The organism is uncultured Polaribacter sp. (assembly GCF_947503875.1).
In the GTDB taxonomy this organism is placed as follows: domain Bacteria; phylum Bacteroidota; class Bacteroidia; order Flavobacteriales; family Flavobacteriaceae; genus Polaribacter.
In genome coordinates, this window is sequence record NZ_CANNFH010000002.1 from 235,915 (window position 1) to 258,590 (window position 22,676).

General features: G+C 29.0%; 21 protein-coding genes. 15 read left to right on the forward strand and 6 right to left on the reverse strand.

The genetic code is table 11. The features are described 5' to 3' along the window. Nucleotides 1-290 precede the first annotated feature (290 nt). Nucleotides 291-1,976 (reverse strand): transcription termination factor Rho, encoded by a 1,686-nt coding sequence (rho, locus tag Q0684_RS03365; RefSeq protein WP_299012629.1) that lies wholly within the window; start codon nt 1,974-1,976, stop codon nt 291-293. A gap of 196 nt (nt 1,977-2,172) precedes the next feature. On the opposite strand from rho, the gene Q0684_RS03370 reads away from it, so the two are divergent. The 4 genes from Q0684_RS03370 (at nt 2,173) to Q0684_RS03385 (ending at nt 6,187) form a co-directional block, all read left to right on the forward strand. Continuing rightward, on the forward strand, nt 2,173-2,604 hold the full coding sequence (locus tag Q0684_RS03370; RefSeq protein WP_299012630.1) for a DUF4293 domain-containing protein: 432 nt from the start codon (nt 2,173-2,175) through the stop codon (nt 2,602-2,604). A gap of 258 nt (nt 2,605-2,862) precedes the next feature. Further along, nucleotides 2,863-3,528, forward strand: a complete 666-nt coding sequence (locus tag Q0684_RS03375; protein ID WP_299012631.1) for a response regulator transcription factor — start codon at nt 2,863-2,865, stop codon at nt 3,526-3,528. A 131-nt stretch (nt 3,529-3,659) separates the two neighbouring features. After that, on the forward strand, nt 3,660-4,358 hold the full coding sequence (locus Q0684_RS03380) for a hypothetical protein (RefSeq protein WP_299012632.1): 699 nt from the start codon (nt 3,660-3,662) through the stop codon (nt 4,356-4,358). Nucleotides 4,359-4,387: 29 nt separating this feature from the next. Next, the gene (locus tag Q0684_RS03385; RefSeq protein WP_299012633.1) at nt 4,388-6,187 is read left to right on the forward strand and encodes a tetratricopeptide repeat-containing sensor histidine kinase; all 1,800 of its coding nucleotides are present in this window, start codon (nt 4,388-4,390) and stop codon (nt 6,185-6,187) included. On the opposite strand, the gene Q0684_RS03390 is transcribed toward Q0684_RS03385, so the two are convergent. Beyond that, nucleotides 6,174-6,671 carry a metallophosphoesterase family protein gene (locus tag Q0684_RS03390; RefSeq protein WP_299012634.1) on the reverse strand — a complete coding sequence of 166 codons (498 nt, stop codon included), beginning with the start codon at nt 6,669-6,671 and terminating at the stop codon, nt 6,174-6,176. The two genes, Q0684_RS03385 and Q0684_RS03390, sit on opposite strands and share 14 nt — an antisense overlap. 64 nt (nt 6,672-6,735) lie before the next feature. Here Q0684_RS03390 and truA point away from each other — a divergent pair, with 64 nt between their 5' ends. From truA to Q0684_RS03405, 3 genes are all read left to right on the forward strand, one after another. Then, nucleotides 6,736-7,461, forward strand: a complete 726-nt coding sequence (gene truA / locus Q0684_RS03395; RefSeq protein WP_299012635.1) for a tRNA pseudouridine(38-40) synthase TruA — start codon at nt 6,736-6,738, stop codon at nt 7,459-7,461. 3 nt (nt 7,462-7,464) lie between these two features. Then, nucleotides 7,465-9,231, forward strand: coding sequence for an ABC transporter ATP-binding protein (locus Q0684_RS03400; protein ID WP_299012636.1), 1,767 nt, complete (start codon nt 7,465-7,467; stop codon nt 9,229-9,231). 129 nt (nt 9,232-9,360) lie between these two features. Continuing rightward, on the forward strand, nt 9,361-9,993 hold the full coding sequence (locus Q0684_RS03405; RefSeq protein WP_299012637.1) for a Crp/Fnr family transcriptional regulator: 633 nt from the start codon (nt 9,361-9,363) through the stop codon (nt 9,991-9,993). 15 nt (nt 9,994-10,008) lie between these two features. On the opposite strand, the gene nadB is transcribed toward Q0684_RS03405, so the two are convergent. Together nadB and nadA are read right to left on the reverse strand one after the other, a co-directional pair. After that, nucleotides 10,009-11,592, reverse strand: a complete 1,584-nt coding sequence (gene nadB / locus Q0684_RS03410) for an L-aspartate oxidase (protein ID WP_299012638.1) — start codon at nt 11,590-11,592, stop codon at nt 10,009-10,011. Nucleotides 11,593-11,597: 5 nt separating this feature from the next. Continuing rightward, nucleotides 11,598-12,593 carry a quinolinate synthase NadA gene (gene nadA / locus Q0684_RS03415; protein WP_299012639.1) on the reverse strand — a complete coding sequence of 332 codons (996 nt, stop codon included), beginning with the start codon at nt 12,591-12,593 and terminating at the stop codon, nt 11,598-11,600. A gap of 95 nt (nt 12,594-12,688) precedes the next feature. Between nadA and Q0684_RS03420 the strand changes: the two genes are divergently transcribed. Next, a complete protein-coding gene (locus Q0684_RS03420; protein ID WP_299012640.1) occupies nt 12,689-13,273 on the forward strand; it encodes a methyltransferase domain-containing protein in 585 nt (194 codons plus the stop codon). A gap of 68 nt (nt 13,274-13,341) precedes the next feature. Here Q0684_RS03420 and Q0684_RS03425 read toward each other — a convergent pair whose 3' ends face one another. Together Q0684_RS03425 and Q0684_RS03430 are read right to left on the reverse strand one after the other, a co-directional pair. Continuing rightward, entirely contained in the window at nt 13,342-13,467 is a 126-nt protein-coding gene (locus Q0684_RS03425) for a hypothetical protein (protein WP_299012641.1), read from the reverse strand. A 97-nt stretch (nt 13,468-13,564) separates the two neighbouring features. After that, nucleotides 13,565-14,743, reverse strand: a complete 1,179-nt coding sequence (locus tag Q0684_RS03430) for an acyl-CoA dehydrogenase family protein (protein ID WP_299012642.1) — start codon at nt 14,741-14,743, stop codon at nt 13,565-13,567. Between the two features lie 165 nt (nt 14,744-14,908). Here Q0684_RS03430 and rnpA point away from each other — a divergent pair, with 165 nt between their 5' ends. The 7 genes from rnpA to Q0684_RS03465 are packed head-to-tail and all read left to right on the forward strand — an operon-like array spanning nt 14,909 to nt 22,631. Continuing rightward, nucleotides 14,909-15,301: a ribonuclease P protein component gene (rnpA, locus tag Q0684_RS03435; protein WP_299012643.1), complete on the forward strand. Its 393-nt coding sequence runs from the start codon at nt 14,909-14,911 to the stop codon at nt 15,299-15,301. Beyond that, a complete protein-coding gene (locus Q0684_RS03440) occupies nt 15,288-16,922 on the forward strand; it encodes a S41 family peptidase (RefSeq protein ID WP_299012644.1) in 1,635 nt (544 codons plus the stop codon). The genes rnpA and Q0684_RS03440 overlap by 14 nt, the downstream gene beginning before the upstream one ends. Before the next feature lie 32 nt (nt 16,923-16,954). Continuing rightward, nucleotides 16,955-18,634: a hypothetical protein gene (locus tag Q0684_RS03445; RefSeq protein WP_299012645.1), complete on the forward strand. Its 1,680-nt coding sequence runs from the start codon at nt 16,955-16,957 to the stop codon at nt 18,632-18,634. 19 nt (nt 18,635-18,653) lie between these two features. Then, the gene (locus Q0684_RS03450) at nt 18,654-19,697 is read left to right on the forward strand and encodes a hypothetical protein (RefSeq protein WP_299012646.1); all 1,044 of its coding nucleotides are present in this window, start codon (nt 18,654-18,656) and stop codon (nt 19,695-19,697) included. Between the two features lie 21 nt (nt 19,698-19,718). Continuing rightward, a complete protein-coding gene (gene rfbC / locus Q0684_RS03455) occupies nt 19,719-20,267 on the forward strand; it encodes a dTDP-4-dehydrorhamnose 3,5-epimerase (RefSeq protein ID WP_299012647.1) in 549 nt (182 codons plus the stop codon). Nucleotides 20,268-20,289: 22 nt separating this feature from the next. Then, on the forward strand, nt 20,290-21,549 hold the full coding sequence (locus Q0684_RS03460; protein ID WP_299012648.1) for an oligosaccharide flippase family protein: 1,260 nt from the start codon (nt 20,290-20,292) through the stop codon (nt 21,547-21,549). Next, on the forward strand, nt 21,549-22,631 hold the full coding sequence (locus Q0684_RS03465; protein ID WP_299012649.1) for a glycosyltransferase: 1,083 nt from the start codon (nt 21,549-21,551) through the stop codon (nt 22,629-22,631). The genes Q0684_RS03460 and Q0684_RS03465 overlap by 1 nt, the downstream gene beginning before the upstream one ends. The last annotated feature ends 45 nt before the right edge of the window (nt 22,632-22,676 follow it).

The following is a 22,676-nucleotide window of genomic DNA, read 5'->3' on the forward strand; positions in this document are numbered from 1 at the left end:
TGTTTTTTTGATTAAATCCTGTTTTTAATAGTATTTTTTATGTGGTAATAGATTTCACAACTAAAAAAACGATAAGAGTAAATAATTTTTCTATTACTGCTTTTTTTGTGGCGTTATTTAAAGGATTAATTGCTAACTTATTTTGTTGATGCAAATTATTTGGTTAGTGCTATAAATTCGTTGTACTTATATTATTTTAATCTTCTTAATCTATTTTAGATTTGTTGCAAGAAAAAGCCCTTTCGATTTCTCAAAAAGGCTTTATTTTAATTTTGTAAATGTATAAAGGCTTAGCCGTTCATAGAAATTAAGAATTCATCGTTATTCTTAGAAAATTTAATTCTTTCATTTATAAACTCCATAGCCTCAATAGGATTCATATCTGCTAAATATTTACGTAAAACCCACATTCTCTGTACTGTTTTTTCGTCTAATAATAAATCATCTCTTCTTGTAGAGGATTTAATTAAATCTATTGCAGGGTAAATCCTTCTATTAGCAATATTTCTATCCAATTGCAGTTCCATATTACCTGTTCCTTTAAACTCTTCAAAGATAACTTCATCCATTTTAGAGCCAGTTTCTGTAAGTGCAGTAGCAATAATGGTTAAAGAACCTCCGTTTTCTATGTTTCTAGCTGCTCCAAAAAAACGTTTCGGTTTGTGCAATGCATTTGCATCTATACCACCAGAAAGTATTTTTCCAGAGGCTGGTGCAACAGTGTTGTAAGCTCTTGCCAAACGTGTAATAGAATCTAAAAGAATTACTACATCATGGCCACATTCTACCAAACGTTTTGCTTTTTCTAGCACAATATTGGCAACTCTTACATGTTTATCTGCAGGCTCATCAAAGGTAGAGGCAACTACCTCTCCACGCACGCTTCTTTGCATGTCTGTAACCTCTTCTGGCCTTTCATCAATAAGCAAAACAATTTGGTAAACCTCTGGGTGATTGTAGGCAATAGCTTTGGCCACATCTTTTAATAACATGGTTTTACCTGTTTTTGGTTGCGCTACAATCATACCACGTTGTCCTTTACCTAAAGGAGAAAATAAATCGATTATTCTAGTGGATAACGAACTGCCTTTTTCAGCTAAATTGAATTTTTCTTGAGGAAACAAAGGTGTTAAGTGTTCAAAAGAAACTCTATCTCTAACAATATTAGGGTTTAATCCGTTAATTTTAGATACTCTAATTAAAGGAAAATATTTTTCACCTTCTTTAGGTGGTCTTACATTTCCTCTAACTGTGTCCCCAGTTTTTAAACCAAACAATTTAATTTGAGACTGAGAAACATAAATATCATCTGGAGAAGATAGATAGTTGTAGTCAGATGAACGCAAAAAACCATAACCATCTGGCATCATTTCTAATACTCCTTCACTTTCAATAATTCCATCAAATTCAAAATCTGGATCTCTATATCTATTGTTAGATTTATTTCTATTTGAATTGCTTTTATCTCTATTTTGGTTATTCTTAGCGTTTTTATTTTGTTGCTGAGAATTATTTTGAGAGGTGTTATTTGCCTTGTTTTTGTGAACAGGTTTGTGTTGTGTTGGTGTATTGTTTTTATCTTCTTTATCTGTATTTACAACAGTTTCAGCTTTAACTTGCTCTTTTTTTACTGGTGCTGTTTTTATAACAACTTTCTTTTTGGGTTGGGGTTTATCTTCTATTTGTTCTTTATTATTTGTTTTTACAGAAAATTCCTGCTTTGTATTGTCTAGCTTTTCTGTCTTTGGTTGCGCTTTTTTTACTACCCTTTTTCTTTTTGGTTTTTCTTCAGTAGTATTTTTAGCATCTTTAGTAGTTTCTACTTTAGATTTAGAAGGGTTAGCGGCTTGTGTGTCTAAGATTTGGTATACTAAGTCTAATTTTTTTAGTTGGCTAGTTTTAGTAAGACCAATAGTTTTAGCAATACCTTGTAGTTCAGCAAGTGTTTTTGCTTTTAGTTCTGAAATTTCGAACATTATATATGTGTTAAGTTAAAATCTTAATTGTTTATAAAGATTTGTGTAATTTTTAATGATAGGTTTTAGTTTTGTATAGTGCTACAAAATAACTAATGCGTGGTTTTATTATGTAGCAAATATATACTTTTTTTTTTAGTTGTTCCTTTTCTTTTTAAAAAAGAAAATCCTATTTTTGTGCAACAATATAAAGTAAATGATTCAAAGAATACAAACCCTATATTTATTATTTGCTTCGGCAATTTCTGGCGGTTTAATTTTTGTTTTCGATTTATGGGACTCTGTTAAGAAAGATGTGTTTGCTATAGATTTAATAGCAAGTGACCTCTTAACCCTTAAAACAATACCTATATTGTTTATTATTTCTGCGGTTGTAGCTTTTGTTACTATTTTTGTATTTAAAAATAGAAAATTACAATTTGTTATTGGTCGTATTGTAATTTTGATAAACCTTATTTTATTAGGATTATTGATATATGTGTCGCTAATGTTACCTGGAGAACTTGTTATTTCTGAGAAGGGTATTGGGATGTTTTTACCTATTTTGGCTATTTTGCTTGTTGTTTTGGCAAATAAAGCTATTAAAAAGGATGAAGATCTCGTAAAATCTGCGGATAGATTGAGATAAAACTAACATCTTAGTTATATTTAGTGCGAAAAAAAACCGAGAATTATTCTCGGTTTTTTATTTTAAAAAAAATAACTTATTTTCCTTTTTTCGGAATTTCAAGAATCTTAACAATTTTAGAGCAAAAAAAATAAAATTTCGATGTCTCTGATAACGTGATAGTTAAGTGTTTGCCATCCCCTAATTAAGGGATGGCAAATATCCCCTAATTAAGGGATTGTGTAGTATAATAATCTAATCTAAATTTGTAGTGTTAACATGAAAAAAAAAATATACGTTCATATAGCAGATGATCATAAAATATTAATAGATGGTCTTATAGCTGTTTTAGATACTGATGATGATATAGAGGTTAAAGGGTGTTCTTTTACAGGTCAAGAAGTTATTGATTGGTTTTTAGTTAGAAATAATACAGCCGATATTTTAATATTAGATATTACAATGCCTGTTATAGATGGAATAGATGTTTTAAAGCATTTTTATAGAAAAGGTATAAAACAAAAAGTTATTGTGCTCTCTAGTTTTGATGAGCTCAAATTTGTTCAAGAGGTGTTAAGATTAGGAGGAAATGGGTATATATCTAAGAATGAAGCAGGAGAACATATTTTAGACGCAATAAAAGCGGTTTATAACAATGAGCAGTATTTTAGTGATAGTATAAGAACAGAGTTATTAAGAGCTTATTCTAATTTAGACAAAGCTCTAGATACTGAACCAGAATTAGAAAAACTTGTTTCTTTAACAGATACAGAAATTAAAGTAATAAAATTTATATCAGAGGAATTAAGTACGGTGCAAATTGCAAAGTTGATGAATGTAAGTGCGCACACAATAGAAACTCATAGAAAGAAATTAAAAAAGAAATTAAATGTTAAAAGCACTGTAGGATTAGCAATGTTTGCGGTTAAATATGGGATTGTATAACTGATATTCCCCAATTTTAAGTTTTAGCCCCTAAAAAACTTAAGCTCCCCCAAAATATACTTTACCATATGTAAACATTGCTTTTTTTACTTTAAACTTTATGTTAATAAAAAAACTAAAAACCAAATATTATGAAAACTATTAAATTAATTACCCTTTTTGCTATTTTTGCATTTGTATTTTCTTCTTGTTCTAATAACGAAACCTTATCATTAGAAAATGAAACAGCAATTCAGCCGTTATTAAAGACGTATAAAATTAAAAGAGATGCTACAGGGGCATATTCCGTAGATTTTAATGTTGCTGAGAATGTTAGAGTAGAAAAAGTTAAAAATTACGAGACAAATACCAGCCAAATTCACTTATATGAATCTGACGAGATTTCTGCTCAAAAGCAATCTGAAGAATTAGTTATTGATGGCAAAAAATTAGCAATAGGATTTATAGATACCAATATAAACAGCGCTTCTAATATAACTATTGAAGATGATAATATTTCTTTAGCAAAAACCAACTCTACCTTAAAAGACTATAGTATAGAAACAAATGAAGATGGTACTTTTACTTTAGGTTTTAATGTAAATTCTCAAACAGATGTAGATTTTGTTTTTAACGAAGAAAGTAATATCTACGAAATTCATTTAGAGAAAGGAAAATCTGATGTAACATCTTTTTCTAGAACTTTAACCAAAACAGGAGATGTTTTAAAAATAGATTTTGTAAACCATACTAATGTTGCTGCCAAAGGTTTAGCTTCTAAAGCATTAATTAAAAAAAGAAGAAAGCCTAGAATTGTTGTAGGTAATGGAGAAAGTGTAGAAAATCTATAGCCTAAATACCTCTAAGCTAGAAAAGAATATTGAAAAGGAAAAGGAAATATTGTTTTTACATTTTATTTGTTTTACTTAACGCTTTTAAGTTAAGTACAAGCCCCCTAAATAAAAATGTTACTGAAGGAGCTTCTATTGCAGAAACTCCTTCAGTTTTTGTATTTAAGAAAGATTCTCTTTTTTTACAAAAATACAAACAAATAAAAGAAAATTATCAAAAAGAAAATTTTGTAAAAACGCTAAAAGACGCATTAAATTTATATGAGACAATTCCAGAAAAAGAATACCTTAAATTAATTGATATTCAAACTTTAATAGCAGATACCTACAGCAAAACAAATAACTACAGACAAGCTTTACTTTTCTATAAAAAAACTATAAGTTTATTAGAAGTAAAACCCATAGATAAAGATAACAGCGAAAATATTAATTTCAAGCAGGTTAATACTGCTAAGTTAAACCTTAGAATAGCAAATTCTTACCAGTATTTATCATTAGCAGATAGTGCAAAATACTATTATAAGAAAGTTGAAAACAATAATAGTTTAGATAATAAAGTACTCAAGTATAAAGCTGTAGCTTACGCAAGTTTATCTGGCATGTATCAATTAGATTCAGTGTATAATAAAGCTATTGATTATGCTAAAAAATCTATTTTAATAAATAAAACAATAAAAAACAAAATTGGCGAATCTATTGCTTTAACCAATTTGGGGAGTATCTATTTGTCTCAAGGTAACTTTAAGTTGGCTAAAGAAATTTATCTTTCGGGTATCAATTTAATTAATAATGATAACAGCCAAACTGCTGTAAAATTAAAAGCAGATTTGTATTACAATTTGGCATGGGCAATGCGTAATTTAAAAGAATATAAGGCATACGATTATCAAGAACTTTCATTTGAAATTGAAGATGACTTAAGAGATAAAGAAATAAGAAGAGCAATTGAAGAGGTAAATGCAAAGTATAATGTAGATGTAATAAAAAAGCAAGAAGAAAATAAAAGATTACAAGATAGAATTACCTTTTGGGTATATGCAGCAGGTAGCATTTTAGTAATACTTTCTTTATTATATTTTTTACACACCTATAAACTTAGACAAAGAAATTTGCGATTAGAGTTAAGTCAAACGCAACTAATACAAAATCAAAATATGGAAAAAATTAAAGCCGAAGTTCAAAATAGGGTTTTAAATGCAACCATAGATGGTAAAGAAACAGAAAGAAAAGAAATAGCAGAAACTTTACATGATAGTGTTAGCGCCTTACTTTCTTCTGCTAATTTGCACTTAATGGCAACTAAAAAACAATTAAAAAACAGTGCGCCAGTAGAAATTTCTAAGACGCAAGATATTATTGCAGAAGCATCGCAAAAAATAAGAGATTTATCGCACACATTAGTATCTTCTATTTTGCTGAAATTCGGATTAAAATTAGCTATTAATGAGTTAACAAGTAAATTTTCAAATTCTAATTTAAAAATTACAGCAAATATTGAAAATATTAAGCGATATGAACAAAATTTCGAAATTAAAATCTATAATATTATACAAGAATTACTAAATAATATTATAAAACATAGTAAAGCAAATGAAGCGAATATTGTATTCAATGAAAAAAATAATCGTATTTATTTTCAAATTTCAGATAACGGAATTGGTTTTGATAAAACTAAAACCATAAACAAAAATGGATTAGGCTTAAGCCATATAGAGGCAAGAGTTTTGTTAATGAAAGGTGACTTTTCGCTGAAGTCAAAAACAGATAAGGGAACAGTTATTCATATTGAATTGCCAATTGTAGAAAAAGAATTTATTATCCGCGTTTAGCTAATTCTATAATTTCTAAATTTTTAATTTCTTCCTGATCTACTTCAAAACGAAGCATGGTTCTTATTTTATGAAACCCATGATTTCCAGCAGCACCAGGATTTAAGTGCAATAGATTTAGTTTTTTATCGAATTGTACTTTTAAAATATGAGAATGCCCACAAATAAAAAGCTTAGGCGGGTTTTTTTCTAGCTCTTCTTTAACTCTTTGTTTGTATCTGTATGGGTAACCACCAATATGAGTAATCCAAACAGAAATACTTTCTACAGTAAACTTTAGATCAAGAGGAAATTCTAGCCTTGCGTCTTTATCGTCTATATTCCCATAAACACAGCGTAAGGGTTTTAGTTTTTTAATAGCATCTGTAACTTTTAAATCACCTATATCTCCTGCATGCCAAACTTCATCTGCCTGCTTTACAAATTTTAAAATTTGAGCATCTATAAAACTATGCGTGTCCGATAATAATAAGATTTTCTTCACAATTCAAAAATAACAATAACAAAATAAATTCCGTAATTTTGACAGCTATTAAAAAAACCTTTTTTTGAGATATTTTATAGAACTTTCTTATAACGGAAAAAATTACCACGGTTGGCAAATTCAACCAGATGTTATCTCTGTACAAGAAAAGTTAAACAACGCCTTAAGTACCATTTTACAGCTTAAAATAGAGGTAGTTGGCGCTGGTAGAACAGATACAGGTGTGCACGCAACACAAATGTTTGCGCATTTTGATGTAGAAACAGCATTAAAAGGCGATATGGTTTTTAAACTGAATTCTATTTTACCAAATGATATTACAGTAGCTAAAGTTTTTTTGGTAGATGATGAGATTCATGCACGTTTTAATGCATTATCTAGAAGTTATGAATACCGAATATGGTTGGGTAGAAATCCTTTTTTACTCGATTTCTCTTGGCAGATTCATTCGCAAGAAATAGATGTAGTTCAAATGAATAAAGCCGCAGAATTGCTTTTAGAATATACAAATTTTCAAACTTTTTCTAAAGTAAAAACAGAAGTATACACATTCAATTGCAAGGTTACAACAGCAGTCTGGCAACAAGAAGGAAATTTATTAACATTTCATATTTCTGCGAATAGGTTTCTTAGAAATATGGTGAGAGCTATTGTTGGTACTTTAATAGATGTAGGATTAGGTAAAATAAATACAAATGATTTTAGACAAATTATAGAAAGTAAAAATAGAAGTAATGCTGGTTTGTCTGTGCCTGCAAAAGGTTTATTTTTAACACAAATAAAATATTAAATTTTGGCGAACAAAACAGGAAATGCTTTTGATATGGATATTTTTTTGCGACTAATGAGTTTCGCAAAAAAATATAAGCTTAATTTCTTTATAGCTTCTGCATCTACAATTACATTGGCAGGTGTTGCTTTGCTAACTCCTATAATTTTAAAGGAAACTGTAGATGTTTATATTACAGATAAAAATTTAGAAGGCTTAGTATTTAATGTAATGCTAATGTTTGGTGTGCTACTGCTAGAAGTTTTATTACGTTTTACTTTTATTTATTTTGCAAATTGGGTAGGCCAGCATATTATAAGAGATATTCGTGCAAAAATATTTAGACATATTTTACAATTTAGAATGTCTTATTTTGATAAGAATTCTGTGGGTAAACTGGTTACAAGAGTAGTTTCTGATATAGAAACTATTGCCGCCTTTTTTAGTTCTGGTGTGTTTACTATTGTAAGTGATATTTTGCAAATGTTTGCCGTAATTATTGTGATGTTTATTATCAACTGGAAATTAGCATGTGTAGCAATTGCAGTATTACCTATTTTACTGTATGCTACCAAAGTTTTTCAGAAAGCAATAAAAGCAACTTTTCAAGAAGTTAGAAATCAAGTAGCAAATTTAAATGGCTTTGTACAAGAAAGAGTTACAGGAATGAAAATTGTACAACTCTTTAATAGAGAACGCATAGAGTATGAAAATTTTAAAGAAATAAATAACAAACACAAAGAAGCATACTTAAAAACCATTTGGTATTTCTCTATCTTTTTTCCAATTGCAGAAATTTTATCCTCTATAGGTATTGGTTTAATTGTTTGGTTTGGTAGCAAGCAAGTTATTGGTAATGCTGTTCCTGGTCCAGGTACTGTAATGGCTTTTGTACAAATGGCGCAAATGTTATTTAGACCTTTAAGGCAAATTGCAGACAAATTTAATCAGCTGCAAATGGGTATTGTATCTGGTGAGAGAGTTTTTAAAATTATAGATACAGAAAGTACAATCTCTAAAAATGGTAAAAAAATTGCAAAAAATCTAAAAGGAGATATTAGCTTTAATAACGTTCGCTTTAGTTACCTAGAAGATGAAGAGGTATTAAAAGGAATTAGTTTAGACGTTAAAAGTGGTCAAACTATTGCTATTGTTGGAGCAACAGGCGCAGGAAAATCTACAATTATTAATTTAATAAATCGTTTTTATGAAATAGATAGTGGTACTATTTCTGTGGATAATGTGTTAATAGATAATTATGAGTTAGCAACGCTAAGAGACGAAATTGCTATTGTTTTGCAAGATGTATTCTTGTTTTCAGATTCTATATTAAACAATATTACCTTAAAAGATGAAACCATTTCAGAAGAAACAGTTATAGCAGCTGCAAAACAAATTGGTATTCATGATTTTATTATGACTTTACCTAATGGCTATTATTACAACGTAAAAGAACGCGGTGCAATGCTTTCTTCTGGTCAAAGACAACTCATTGCATTTTTAAGAGCCTATGTAAGTAAACCTAGTATTTTAATATTAGATGAAGCAACCTCTTCTGTAGATGCGCATGCGGAGCAAATGATACAACATGCAACAGAAACCATAACTAAAGACAGAACATCTATTGTAATTGCGCATAGATTAGCTACTATAAAGCAAGCAGATAAAATTATTGTAATGGATAAGGGGTTAATTGTAGAAGAGGGAACACATATAGAACTTTTAGAAAAACAAAAAGGATACTATAAAAACTTATACAGCAAACAATTTAGTTTAGATGTTGTTACTTAGTTTCTTTCATATACATTTGATAATTAAAATAAAAAAACTTACAATAATCAAAAAAACAATTTTTAAATAGTTTTTTTATTGTATACATTTTTTTTTGGTTAAACTTATATTTGTAAATTTTTATTTGGAATGAAAAATGAACTTGCTAAAAATTTTGGTTATTTATTTGAAGATGCGCTGTTAGAGGAAATCAATACTTTAGGTATTGCTCGGCAATTTAAGGCAGAAACCACAATTATAGAGCTAGGAGACTTTATAAAATCTATGCCATTACTACTTTCTGGTGCTATAAAAATTACAAGAGAAGATGCTAATGGAGATGAATTGGTGTTGTATTATTTAGAGCAAGGAGACACATGTGCAATGACTTTATCTTGTTGCTTGGGCCAAACCAAAAGTAAAATTAGAGCAGTTGCAGAAACAGATGTTTCTCTTATTTTGTTGCCAAAAGAAAAAATGACAACATGGTTAAGTTCTTATAAAACATGGCAAGCTTTTATTTTAGAAAGCTACCATAATAGAGTAGAAGAACTTTTACAGGCTGTAGATACCATAGCCTTCTTAAAATTAGACGAGCGCCTTTTTAAATATTTAAAAGACAAAGCTATGGTTAATAAAAATGATGAATTAACCACAACACACAAACAAATTTCCGAAGATTTACATACCTCTAGAGTTGTAATTTCTAGATTGCTTAAAAAACTAGAAAATGAAGGAAAAGTAAAATTATTTAGAAGTAGTATTAAGGTTTTAGAATTGTAAACTATGTTTTAAATGCTATGCTAAGTCTAAATTATAGAACCCTCCACAATTTTTAGTTCTTTTTTTAGAAAACTGTGTTATTAAATATGCTGTTGTAATAAGGTTTCTTAGTTCACATAATTCTACAGATAATTCAGAGTTATCATACAAACGTTTGTTGTCTTCGTATAAAACTTTTAATTTTCTTTCTGCCCTAAGCAAGCGCTCATTAGAACGCACAATACCCACATAATTGGTCATAATAGTTTTTACCTCATTTCTATCGTGAGTAATTAACACTTCTTCCATATTTTTTAAAACACCATTATCATTCCAAACAGGTATGTTTTTAGGGAATTTTGCATTTTTGTATTTTTTAGAAATATGTTTAAATGCTTTATGTGCATACACTAAACCTTCTAATAAAGAGTTAGAAGCAAGTCTATTACCACCATGTAAACCCGTTTTAGTTACTTCGCCACAGGCGTACAAATTTTTAATAGAAGTTTTTGCTTTTTTATTAACTGCAACACCGCCACAAATGTAATGAGATGCTGGTACTACAGGAATATAATCTGTACAAACATTAATATTTAAAGAGGCACATTTTTGAGTTATGTTTGGAAAATGTTCTTTAAACTTATCCATATCTAGCATTGTGCAATCTAAATATACATGAGGTTTGCCACTTTTTTTTAGTTCGTTATCTATGGCTCTAGCCACAATATCTCTAGAGGCCAATTCTTCTCGTTCATCATATTTATGTATAAACGGTTTGCCATAAAAATCTTTTAATTTGGCACCAAAACCTCTTACAGCTTCAGAAATTAAAAAAGCAGGGTATTCTCCTGGATTGTATAATGCAGTGGGATGAAATTGGATAAATTCCATTTCAGAAATTTCTGCTTTTGCACGGTATGCAATTCCTACTCCATCGCCTGTTGCAATTTCTGGGTTGGTTGTAGTTTGATAAACTTGTCCATTTCCGCCAGAGGCAAGTAAGGTAAATTTACTTACAAATGTTTTTACTTGATTGTTTTTTTTATCTAAAACATAAGCACCATAGCAAGAAACTTTACTATTTCTTTTAATTGGTTTTTGCTTTACTTGATGTTCTGTAATTAAATCTATTGCAAAATGGTGCGTTAAAAAATCTATATTAGGTAAGGCATTTACTTGTGCCAATAAAGCACGCTCTATTTCTGCACCAGTAATATCTGTATGATGTAAAATTCTGTTTTGTGAGTGGCCACCTTCTTTACCTAAATCATAATTACCTTGCTCATTTTTATCAAATTCTGTACCCCAATCTATTAATTCTTGAAGTCTTTTAGGAGCATTTTCAATAACCATTCTAACCACACTCTCGTCGCACAAACCATCACCAGCAATTAAAGTATCTTGTATGTGCTGCTCAAAACTATCTAAAGTTTGGTTGTATACAGTAGCAATGCCACCTTGTGCATATTTGGTGTTAGATTCGCTTTGCGTGTCTTTTGTAACAATAGTAACTTTTGCATTTTTGTGTTTTGTTGCTATTTTTAGCGCGAAAGTAAGGCCAGAAACCCCAGAACCAATTACTAAAAAATCTGTTGTAATTTTATTTTTGTTACTAAACATGTATTTTATTTAGAAAGCGCTAACATTCTTTGTATTGGAATAATTGCTTTTTTAGACAACTCTTCTGCTACCTCTATATTTGGTAATTCGTGTTGCAAACACAGGTACAACTTTTTCATTGTGTTCATTTTCATATAAGCACACTCGCTACAAGCGCAAGTATTGTTTTCTTTAGCAGGTGCAGGTATAATTTCTTTATCTGGATTTTCTTGAGACATTTGAAATAAAATACCAGCTTCTGTAGCTACAATAAACTTTTTGTTTTTGCTGTTTTTTACATGATTTAACAAACCAGAAGTAGATCCAATATATTTAGCAACTTTTAGCAAGTGTGCCTCAGATTCGGGATGCGCTATAATTTCTGCATCTGGATTTTCTTTGTATAAATCTATTAATTTTTCCATAGAAAAAGCTTCATGTACCATGCAAGCACCATCCCAAAGTAACATTTCTCTGCCTGTTTCTTTGTTTAAATAATCTCCTAAATTTCTATCGGGTGCAAAAATTATAGGTTGTTCTTTTGGTATAGACTCTATAATTTTTTTTGCGTTAGAAGAGGTACAAACATAATCGCTTAAAGCTTTAATTTCTGCAGAGCAGTTAATATAAGTAACTACTAAATGTTCTGGATGCTTCTTTTTAAAGGCAGCAAAATCTTCTGGTGGGCAAGAATCTGCCAAAGAACAACCTGCTAGCAAATCTGGTAATAAGACTTTTTTAGTAGGATTTAAAATTTTAGCTGTTTCTGCCATAAAATGCACGCCTGCAAACACTATAATATCTGCATCTGTTTTAGCCGCTTGTTGTGCTAATGCCAAACTATCTCCAACAAAATCTGCAATTTGTTGAATGGCATCAATTTGATAATAATGTGCCAAAATAACTGCATTTTTTTCTTTTTTAAGCTTTAGAATTTCTTCTACATAATCTATGTTAGGTGTTTCTATATCTAAAAACCCTTTTTCACTAAGATTTTTCTTTGCAACCACTAAAGTATCCATAAAATTTCTTTATTTTTAACTGGTTTGCAAATATAACTGCATTTTTGTGGGTAATAAAATGAATGCAAGCATTCTGTAGCAATAAAAGCTAATATATGTTAATTTTAAATAAAGATTTTTGGGAAAAGAAGTATCAAACCAATAAAATTGGATGGGATTTGGGTATGGTGTCTCCACCTTTAAAAGCATATTTTGATCAACTTGAGAACAAAGATTTAAAAATTCTAATTCCTGGTGGTGGTAATTCTTATGAAGCAGAGTATTTATTTAACAAAGGATTTAAAAATGTTTATGTTGTGGATTTGGCAAAAAGTGCGCTTAAAAACATAAAGAATAGAGTTGCTAACTTCCCTAAATCACAACTGCTATTAGGAGATTTTTTTGAGTTAGAACAAAAGTTTGATTTGGTAATTGAGCAAACTTTTTTTTGTGCCATTCAACCAAATCTTAGACAAAAGTATGCTGAAAAAATGCACAGTATTTTAAATGATGATGGAAAGTTAGTAGGCTTACTTTTTAATGCAAAATTAAACGAAGATCATCCACCTTTTGGTGGAAGTAAGGAAGAATACATAACTTATTTTGAAAAGCAGTTTATTACAGAAAAAATGGAGCTAGCCTATAATTCTTATGAAAACAGAAAAGGAATGGAACTTTTTGTTAAAATGCGTGTAAAATAAATATTTATCTTTATTTATTCTAAATAAACAATTATATTTGCAGTATAAATTAGCGAAATGATTGTTTTTTATAAGCCAAACTCCGTTAAAACTACAATACCTAAAGTAGTTGCTGCCACAAGATTGATAGATTGTGATACGTCTTGTGCCACCAATTGCATAAAACCAAAAAGCAAGTGTTGTAATAAATACAAAAAGAAAGGTATTAATTGTAAACGATGCCCTAAAATAGTATTTCAAAAGGCTTCTTAATCAGCTGCAACTTTCTTAAATAAAATAGCAATCAATTTTTTATTTAAAAGCGTTTAAACCTGTTATGTCTAATCCTGTAATTAGTAAATGAATATCGTGCGTTCCTTCATAAGTAACTACACTTTCTAAATTCATCATGTGACGCATAATAGAGTATTCTCCAGAAATTCCCATTCCGCCTAATATTTGTCTTGCTTCTCTGGCAATTTTAATGGCCATTTCTACATTGTTTCTTTTCGCCATAGAAATTTGAGCAGAGGTTGCTTTATCTTCATTTTTTAATGTACCTAATCGCCAAGCTAATAATTGTGCTTTGGTAATTTCTGTAATCATTTCTGCTAATTTTTTTTGCTGCAATTGAAACTGCGCAATAGGTTTGCCAAATTGTAAACGTTCTTTAGCATATTTTAAAGCAGTGTCATAACAATCCATTGCAGCGCCTATTGCGCCCCAAGCAATGCCATATCTGGCAGAATCTAAACAACCCAAGGGTGCACTTAAGCCAGATTTATTTGGTAATAAATTTTCTTTAGGTATTCTCACGTTATCAAAAATAAGTTCCCCTGTAGCAGAAGCTCTTAAAGACCATTTGTTGTGTGTTTCTGGTGTAGAAAAGCCTTTCATGCCACGTTCTACCAATAAACCATGAATTCCACCTTCTTCATTTTTTGCCCAAACAACAGCTACATCACAAAAAGGTGCGTTAGAAATCCACATTTTTGCACCGTTTAAAAGATAATAATCACCTTTGTCTTTAAAATTAGTTTCCATGCCACCAGGATTAGAGCCGTGGTTTGGTTCTGTTAAACCAAAACTTCCAATCCATTCGCCAGTGGCTAATTTGGGTAAGTATTTTTTACGTTGTGCTTCATTACCATAAGCAAAAATAGGGTACATTACTAAAGAAGATTGCACAGAAGCTGTACTTCTTATACCAGAATCGCCACGTTCTATTTCTTGCATAATTAATCCGTAAGAAATTTGATCTAAACCTGAGCCACCATATTTAACAGGTATGTGAGCACCAAATGCACCAATTTCTGCTAAACCGCTTATAATTTGTTTTGGAAATTTTGCTTTTTGTGCATAATCTTCTATAATAGGAGAAACCTCTCTTTTTACCCATTCTCTTGCCGTATTTTGAATAAGCTTATGCTCTTCTGTTAGCAAATCGTTTATATGATAATAATCTGGCGCTTTAAAAAGATCTGGTTTCATAAATGCTTTTTGGGTTTGATGTTTTAGAAAAATATATTGAAACGAAAGGTTATAATAGCATAGTACATGGAAAAATAATGATGCGCTAGTAAAAATACATATCTTTTTTAAAGTTAAACCCTAGAAATTGTTAAAAAGTAAAGCATTTCTTTTAAGTTTGTAGCAATGAAATATACTTTAGGAAAAGAAGAACGTTTAAAAAGTAGAAAACTGATAGAAAGACTTTATACAGAGGGTAATTCTGTTAAAAAATTTCCTTTAAGAATGGTGTATTTGCAAATAGAACATACTTCAAATTTTCCGGCGCAAGTTGGTGTCTCTGTTCCTAAGAGAATTTTTAAATTAGCCGTAAAAAGAAATCGGTTAAAACGATTGCTAAGGGAGACTTATCGTTTGCAAAAAGAAATTGTATACAAAAATGTAGATAAACCTTATGTGTATATGATTTCGTATATTGGGAAAGATGAGCTAAAGTATGAAGAATTGTTTGTAAAAATGGAAGAGTTACTCAATAACTTTATCAATAAAATAAAAAATAAAACAGATGAAAATATTTAAATTTAAGAAAAAAACAGTTATTCTACTTCTAGTAGGTACATTGTTTTTAACCTATTCATTTAAATCTAAGTTTTTTGAAGTTGCCAAACAGATAGAAATTTACAATACATTATTTAAAGAGTTAAATATGTATTATGTAGATGAAATTAATCCTGCAGATTTAACGGATAAAGCCATTAAAAATACTTTAAAAAATTTAGATCCGTACACAAATTTTTACAATGAACAAGATGTAGAAACAGCTAGAATAAGAAGGGCAGGAGAGTATGGTGGTATTGGTGTATCTGTATATTATACTGCAAAAGGTATTGAATTGAACGAAATTTACAAAGGATACTCTGCAGATAAAGCAGGTTTAAAAGCGGGAGATATTATTGTTGCTGTAGATAACCAATCTATAAAAAATATGGAAAGAGGGCAACTTTCCATGTTATTAAAAGGAACACCAAATAGTAAGTTTACGGTAAAAATAGAAAGACAAGGTAAAACTTTAAACAAAGAAATAACTAGAGACAAAGTAATTATTAACCCTGTGCCATTTGCAGAAATGATAGATGAAGAAACGGGTTATATTACCTTAACTCGTTTTAATGAAAAAGCATCTTCTGAAGTTAAAAAAGCGTACAGAAAATTAAAAAAACAAGGCATGAAAAAACTTGTTTTTGATTTACGTTACAATCCAGGAGGTTCTTTACTAGAATCTATAAGAATTTCCAACTTTTTTTTACCAAAAGGAAAAACTATTGTAACTACAAAAGCAAAAGTTAAAAAATGGAGCAATACCTATAAAACAAGGCAAGAACCTTTAGATTTAGAAATACCAATTGTGGTTTTAATAAATGAACGTTCTGCTTCTGCATCTGAAATAGTTAGTGGATCTTTACAAGACTATGATAGAGCTGTAATTTTAGGAAAACGTTCTTTTGGTAAAGGTTTGGTGCAACGTTATAGAGAGCTAACTTATGGTACGCAGTTAAAATTAACAATTTCTAAATATTACACACCAAGTGGAAGATGTATACAAGAATTAGATTATACCAATAGAGATGATAAAGGGAATATTCCTAAATTTTCTGATAAAGAAGTAAATGCTTTTAAAACAGCAAATGGTAGAACCGTTTATGATGGTGGAGGCGTACAACCAGATGTAGAAATTACTACCACAAATAAAAACAATACTACAGATAAGTTATTAAAATCGAAAGCCATTTTTAATTTTGCTACAAAGTTTTATTATGAAAATGCCAGTATTGGCGATTTAGAAAATTTTAAGTTTAATACAGGCAATTTTAAGGATTTTACCAAATTTTTAAAAACAGATACTACTTTTGTTACAAAGCAAGAAAGTTTATTTAAATCTGCATACAAAGTTGCTAAAGGAAATAATATATCAAAAGAGTACGAGGTTATAAAAGAAAAATTATTTGCCGCAAAAATTAAAGAAATCTCTAAAAATGAAGATGTTATTTTAGAATTGATTCAAGAAGAAATTTTAGAAAGGTATTTTTATAAAGAAGGCGTTTATAAATATAATTTACAAAAAGATAATACCATTTCTATGGCTGTTGATTTGTTGAAAAATGAGTCTAGATATGCACAAATTTTATCGGTTAAAAGATAGTATATTTACCCACCAAACAAAGCTACATTTAATTGAAAAAAATAAATAGAACAAGAGCACAAGAATCTACAAATGCCATAGAAAAATTATACATCTCTATGCGTCATTTATTTAGTAGAGGTTTTTATAAGCCAATGGGTGTTTCTGGTGATGCTTTAAGAAAATCTTTATTATTACTAAGACCAGAAATTTATGGGTCTATTGCAGAAGATAAGATAGAACTTAATGGTTTAACCTACGTAATAGAAAGGCTACCAGAAGGAATAGAAGAATGTCAGTTTATAAATTTAACAGCAGATGAAGGTTATAAAAACTCGCATTTTAAAGCTATAATTCCGCCAAAAAGGCGAAGAAATTGTTATAGAATAGATAAGGATCAAATAAATATAGAAATTACTAGAGGAAGATCTGAAATTTATGACATTTTAACGCACCTTACTTTTTTATTTATTGAATCGCATAAGATTTATGAAAGAATTGCTTTAAATGATGGTGAGGACTTTACAAGAGAATGGAAACATTTGGAAGCTATTGTTATTCATAAAAAAGAAATAACAGCAGAACAAAGAGAAATTACAATTGCACACTTAGGCAATATTTTGGGTAGAACATTTGAAGAGGTTTTTGCTATTCATAAAAGTTTTTTTGTAGCCCAAAATCCAGATAGATTTTTCGATTTAATTTATTGGTTAGGTAAATTAGCCAGTAATGAGATCTTAGAAAATAATAAAAGAACGGTAACATTTAGTTCTGTTTTGGTAGAAGAAATAGGGCATCATATTTATGGAGAAATATGGGCAAATAACATAAAAAAAGTACTAGAAGATAAGCAACTAATTAAAAGACCCATGCACATTATTAGTGCAAATATGCACAGTGTTTTAAATTCTTTATATGCTAAAAAAGCATTGGTAAAAGAAGTGGAAACTTTAAAAGATTTTGAAATTTACGAGCTTTTAAGTAATGCCAATAGTAAAGCATTACAAAATAAAGTAAAGGATTTTGCAGCTAAAAATGGTTTAATTTATATTAAAGATACTTCTGGTACCAATATTAATGTACAAATTATAGATACCGCCAAAATAAATTTTGACGTTTTAACGTTCTCTAAAAGAGAAAGTTTAAAAGAAAACCCTGTTATAGTAGTAATGGATTATGCTTTTGGTGAGCAGGCTTATGAAACCATGGACGAGCTTTTGAAACCTTACATCTGCCAAAGAAAAACCCAAACACATTTAGATATAAAATCAATATCTATAATGGGTAAAGCTGGTATTTTAGAAGGTGGTAAAGGCGATATAATGATACCGACTGCACATATCTTTGAAGGTACAGCAGATAATTATCCTTTTAAAAATGAACTTTCAAAAGAAGATTTAGAAGGTTTTGGTTTAGCAGTTTTTGATGGTTCTATGATTTCAGTTTTAGGTACATCTCTACAAAATAAAGATTTATTAAAGTTTTTTTATGAATCTACTTGGAATGTAATTGGTTTAGAAATGGAAGGCGCACACTACCAAAAAGCCATACAATCTGCCTCTAAAATTAGAGGAAATATTGCAGAAGATGTTAAGGTGCGTTATGCATATTACGCATCAGATAACCCATTAGAAACTGGTGCTACACTTGCTTCTGGCGGATTAGGAATGACAGGAGTTACACCAACTTATGCCATTACACAAAAAATATTGGAGCAAATTTTTAATAATTAACACCTAGTAAAAAAATAAAATGTCAACAAATAATAATACACAAAATAATAACGAAGAAGTAGACTTAGGTTCTTTATTTGTAATAATAGGTAAGGGGTTTTCTAAGCTTTTTAATTTTATTGGAAATGTTTTTAAAAGCATTTTTCACGCAGTTATTTCCATTTTAATTTTTATCAAAGAAAATATTATAAAAATAGGAATAGCAACTGCAATTGGAGCTGCCATTGGTTTATTTTTTCAAGTAAAATCTCCAACTAAATATGGTTCAGATCTTTTAGTTCAGCCAAACTTTAAAAGTTCTAGGCAGTTATATAATAACATTAATTATTACAATGATCTTGTAAAACAGAAAGATACATTAGGATTACAAAAAAAATTTAAATTAGATAAAGCCACTGCAGCCTCTCTTAAAAGTTTTACTATAGAACCCATAATTAATAAAAATGATATTATTAAGGGATATGATGATTTTATAACTTCCGTAGATACAACTACTGTTAAAAGTTACACATTTAAAGAATTTAAAATGGCTTTTACAGATTTAGATTATAAAGTTCATAATATAAATGTTACCGCAGAAAAAAATGATGTTTTTACAAAATTAGATGAGGTTATTTTAAATTCTATTGTGAAAAATAAATATTTTAATAGAAAGAAAGAATTAATAAATGAAAATTTAAATAGAACAGATTCTTTACTAAGACAAAATTTAAAACAAGTAGACTCGCTAAGAATGGTGTATATGCAAGTAATGGTTGAAGAATCTAAAAAGCAAACTACAGGAACAAGTATAGATTTGGGAGGAGTAAAAAGAACAACAAAGGAGTTAGATTTGTTTGAAACCAATAAAGAATTAAATAAAGAATTAAAAAAAGTGGTTGAGGAGAAATCTGATGAGTATGAGATAATCAATGTAATTTCTAATTTTCAACCCATAGGATATAAAATTAGTGGTATTACAAAAAACAAAGCTATTCAATATGGGTCTTTAGGCGCACTTTTAATGTTTGTTGTGTTAGTTCTTATAAAAATAAATACATTTTTAAGTAATTATAAAAAGTAAATAACGCATCAGATAATAGAAATGAAGGTAATAGAGACTTTTTTAAAGGATTGTTTTGTTTTAGAGCCAAATGTTTTTGGAGATAACAGAGGTAGTTTTATAGAAACTTTTAATAAAAAAACCTTTCAGCAAAAAACAGGTTTAGAAGTAAGTTTTGTACAAGACAATCAGTCTATTTCTCAAAGAGGAGTTTTAAGAGGTTTGCACTTACAAAAAGGAGATTTTGCACAAGCCAAATTAGTAAGAGTTATACAAGGCAGGGTTTTAGATGTAGCTGTAGATTTTAGAGAAGATTCGCCAACATTTGGGCAGCATTTTTCTATTGAATTGTCTGGTGACAATAATAAACAATTGTTTGTACCAAGAGGTTTTTTGCATGGTTTTTCTACATTAGAAGATAATACCATATTTTCCTATAAAGTAGATAATTTTTACAATAAAGAGTCTGAATTTGGAGTGGTTTACAATGATAAAACTTTAAATATTGATTGGAAATTAGCCCATGATGAGGTTTTGTTGTCTGATGAGGATAAATTGCTTACAGATTTAACGAAATCTAAATTAATTTAAACCCTAAAGCCTACAACAGCAAATGGTAAATAAAATAGTTAATTTAACTAAGACTGTTGTATTCAAAAATTTTAGTGCCCTATTAATTTTACAACTTGGTAATACTGCTTTAGCTTTATTACTAATGCCTTACTTAATTAATATTTTAGGTGTTGGTAATTATGGTTTGTACTCTTTTGCCTTTGCAATAAGCATGTATTTAGTAATTTTAACTGACTACGGATTTGGTTTTACAGGAGTTAAATTAATTTCAATACACAGAGATAATAAAGCAAAGGTTAGTGCTATTTTTCATTCAATACAAATTATAAAAATTGTAATTTTAATTGCAATTTTAATTGTTTATGCTTTAGCAATTTTATTTGTAGATGCACTCTCTAAAAATAGTGAATTGTTTTTCTTATCATTTGGCGTATTAATTGGTCAAACAATTGTACCAGTATGGTTTTTTCAAGGAATGGAGAAAATGAAGTTTATAACAATTATAAATTTAATGATAAGACTTATTGCAGTAATTTTAATTTTATTATTCGTAAAAACGCCAGAAGATATAAACTTAGCTATTGCATCGCAAGCCATTGGTTTTTCTATTGCAGGCTTGCTATCTATTTACATTGCTTACAGTAAATTTGATTTAAAGTTTAGTTTACCAAAAACCGCTGATACACTGCAGTTACTTTCTAGCAATAGACATATGTTTTTTTCGACTTTATCTCTTAACCTTTACAAAAATTTTAACGTAGTTTTATTAGGATTTTTATCTACTAATGTAGAGGTTGGTATTTATTCTGCAGTAGAAAAAATAATTAAAGCAGTACAATCTTTAATTGCGCCAATGTCTCAAGCAATTTACCCAAATATAAGTCTTAAATTTTCTAAATTAAAGCCAAACAAAGCAGTAATTAAACTATTTAAAATAGCAACTTACTACATTGTTCCTTTGTTTATAATAACAATTGGATTACTTCTTTTTAAAAATTATATAAAGGAGTTTTTGGGTATAGAAAACAACGAATTTTATATTGTATTTTATATTTTACTTCCTGTAATAATTTTAGGAACTATAAATTATCTTTTGGGTATTATTGGTTTAGTTAATTTAAATAAAGAAAAATGGTTTAATAAAGCTACAATAATTGGTGGTTTAATAAATTTATCACTTTGCTTTTTATTATCAAAAACCTATGGAGCTGCAGGGTCTGCCATAGCTTTGATTTTTGCAGAGCTCATAGTACTTTTAATAGTGATTGGTTATTTGTTAAAAATAAAGAAAGCAAAATAATGGGTAAAACTATTTATGTACTTCATGAGAGAAGTACAAAAGAACATTTTATTGCATTAGAGCATTATGCTTGTAAAAATAATATAACTATAAAGTATCGGGAATTTTTAATTTTAAGATATATTACAAAAAGTATTTTAAAATTAGACTTTAAACTTTTTGTACAACAGATAAAAAATTTTTTATTTTTTTTAACTGCTCTTTTTTCATCTAAAAGAAAAATTATTATTGGTATTGCTCCTTTAGATTTTTATTTGCCCTTTATTTTATTATTTTTCCAAAGACATAATTTATTCTATTTTACCTCTTGGGGAGATTGGTCTGGTAATTTTTTTCCAAAGAAAAAGTTTAGTCATTTAAGTTATATAAAAAAAACCTGGCAATATTTTTTAGAAAAAAAGGTAAAAGGTATTTTTTGCGTTACAAGTTTTGCAAAGCAAAATATGCAACAAAATTTTAAAATAAGTTGCCCAATAGTTGTAGTATCTCACGCTGTAAATAATCAAGTTAAATTTAAAAAAATAGAGAAGTCTATTATAGATAATAATAAAATTAATTTAGTATATGCTGGTAGACTTTTAGAAAGTAAAGGTATACGAGAATTAATATATTTAATGAATAAACTAGATCAAGACAAGTATTCATTAAAAATTATTGGCAATGGTCCACTCAGAAAATTAGTAGAGCAGGCCGCAAAAAGTCAAAAAAACATACAATACTTGGGTTATGTTTCCTCTAAAGAACAGTTGTTTAATATTTACGCCAATTGTGATTTACAACTACTTTTTTCAAAAAAAAATAAGACAAGTACTTGGGAAGAATTATTTGGTATGGTAATTATAGAAGCTTTATATTGCGGAGTTATTACAGTTGCCACAGGCCATGTAGGGCCAAAATCTATTATTAATGATGGTATAGATGGTTTTTTAATTAATGAAGATCATATTATTGAAGAAACTATGGCTATTTTAGAAAGTAATTTATTTTTAGGTAAAGAAGAGCTAGCAAAAAATAAGGCAAAACAATTTTACAAGAGTAACTTGTCAAAAAAATGGGAAGAAATATTAATTAACTTTATTTAGCTTAAAAAAATACCAAAAATACTTTATAAGCTTTAATACTAGATT